Annotated in this window: 2 protein-coding genes; both read right to left on the bottom strand. The window is 39.9% G+C overall.

What is annotated here, in order from left to right; all coding sequences use genetic code 11:
• Positions 1–7: 7 nt before the first annotated feature.
• Complete coding sequence (locus tag FJR37_RS25825; protein ID WP_039202968.1) at positions 8–820, bottom strand: Uma2 family endonuclease; 813 nt, start codon at positions 818–820, stop codon at positions 8–10.
• 440 nt (positions 821–1,260) lie between these two features.
• The gene (locus FJR37_RS25835) at positions 1,261–2,136 is read right to left on the bottom strand and encodes a Uma2 family endonuclease (protein ID WP_027402575.1); all 876 of its coding nucleotides are present in this window, start codon (positions 2,134–2,136) and stop codon (positions 1,261–1,263) included.
• Between the last annotated feature and the right edge of the window lie 306 nt (positions 2,137–2,442).

The following is a 2,442-nucleotide window of genomic DNA, read 5'->3' on the forward strand; positions in this document are numbered from 1 at the left end:
ATTTTCTTTAAATATCATCTAAATTCACCCCCAAAGCCCGCAATTTTTCAGCTAGTTTGTCTGCTCGTTGTTTCTCCTGTTCTGCTCTTTCCGCAAAAGTAGGAATCCAATCACCATCTTGATTATACCAACGTAGCCACAAACCTTCTGTATCCTGATATTTTCCTGACCAAACTCCTACTCCTAATTCCAATTCAGGAAACCAGAATTTTGGTTCTACCAGTTCCACTGCTTGATATTTTGTGCCACGTAATTGAAATACTCGGAGGCGATTTTCATATCTATCAAAGATCACATAATAGGGCGATCGCAAATACTGTTCATAGGCTTGCCATTTTGTCGGCGGTTTATTCGCGCTTCTTAATGTTTGTCCTAAGTCTTCTGCTTCCGTACCTGGCGATAATAATTCTACTATTAAAAATGGAGCTAATCCTTCTTGCCAAATTACATAACTCAACCGCATATCTTCTTGTTTTTCGGAAGCAGCCACACCTAAGACTAAAAACCAATCAGGTCTTTTATACCATGCAAAATGGCGCACATCATAGTATAAGTTTAAATCCGTACCAATGAACATTTCCTCCCTGGGATAAATGGGAGACTGACAGGTTTCCCGTAATAATTGCGGTTGAAAGTCATGAAATTCGTCTGGCAAACCTGGCTCCTCTGGATTTTCACTAGGTAAATCATACATGGTGGGCATGGTTTCCCAGGGTGGACGGGGATGAATTGTGGAGTCTAATTCTTCATCAATATCCTCACTGGGTAAATCATACATGGTGGGCAGGTTTTTCTGGGGAGGTGCTTCACCTTGATACATGATTCATTATCTCCTGTGCTTCATTGCCTGGAATGCCCCATAAATTATAACTTTGAATGATATTTTCGTAAACAGAGATCATCTTTAATGCTATTTTATCCCATGTATAATTATCTAATATAAACTGCCGGGCGCAATCGCCCATTTCCTTCGATTCTTGAGGATGATCTAAGAAGTTTTCAATTGTAGCGGCGATCGCCCCTAATTGATATTTGACATTGGTTTGGAAGATAAGTAGTCAGACAGAATTAATTACACAATGTCATTGGGAATGGAACGAAGTGAAATGAAGCAATCGCCAGGGTTGTGATTGCTTCCCTTCGCTCGCAATGACTGTAAATATTTTTGTCCAATTACTTAATTAGGGTGTTTTTTTCCATAATATCCCTATTTGACGAATGCGATCGCCAAGCAGAAATACTTTTTTCGGTTAATTTTCTTTAAATTTCATCTAAATTCACCCCCAAAGCCCGCAATTTCTCAGCTAGTTTGTCTGCTCGTTGTTTTTCCTGTTCTGCCCGTTGTTTCTCCTGTTCTGCTCGTTGTTTTTCCTGTTCTGCTCGTTGTTTTTCCTGTTCTGCTCTTTCCGCAAAAGTAGGAATCCAATCACCATCTTGATTATACCAACGTAGCCACAAACCTTCTGTATCTTGATATTTTCCTGACCAAACTCCTACTCCCAATTCCAATTCAGGAAACCAAAATTTTGGTTCTGTCAGTTCCACTGCTTGATATTTTGTCCCACGTAATTGAAATACTCGGAGGCGATTTTCATATCTATCAAAGATCACATAATAGGGCGATCGCAAATACTGTTCATAAGCTTGCCATTTTGTCGGTGGTTTATTCGCGCTTCTTAATGTTTGTCCTAAATCCTCTGCTTCTGTACCTGGCGATAATAATTCCACTATTAAAAATGGAGCTACTACTTCTTGCCAAACTACATAACTCAACCGCATATCTTCTTGTTTTTCGGAAGCAGCTACACCTAAGACTAAAAACCAATCAGGTCTTTTATACCATGAATAATGACGACCATCATAGTATAAGTTTAAATCCGTACCAATGAACATTTCCTCTTGGGGATAAACGGGAGATTGACAAGTTTCCCGTAATAATTGCGGTTGAAAGTCATGAAATTCGTCTGGCAAACCTGGCTCCTCTGGATTTTCACTAGGTAAATCATACATCGTGGGCATGGTTTCCCATGGTGGACGGGGATGAATTGTGGAGTCTAATTCTTCATCAATATCCTCACTGGGTAAATCATACATGGTGGGCAAGTTTTTTTGCGGAGGTGCTTCACTTTGATACATGATTAATGATCTCCTGTGTTTCATTGCCGTGTCAAATTACCCCTCTTAATCCCCCGATGCTTTGGCTACGGTGTATACTCAAAACGGCTTGATTGTTTGATTCTAAAGGTAGGGGTAAAGCAAGAGCTTCATTGGTGTCAACTTAACGTAAAACTCATAGCCCGCCTGGGAATCAATTCCCAGTCTAATAGCAAAAGTTGTCTTTTGATGACTAAAAATCCCCAATTTACTTTAGAGGATGTTTGAAAAGTGTTATTCCGTAATTTTCATCACATTGTTTCCCCCCTTTCCCCTTGTAAAGGGGGG

It is taken from the genome of Aphanizomenon sp. UHCC 0183 (assembly GCF_009712065.1).
GTDB classification, from domain to species: domain Bacteria; phylum Cyanobacteriota; class Cyanobacteriia; order Cyanobacteriales; family Nostocaceae; genus Dolichospermum; species Dolichospermum heterosporum.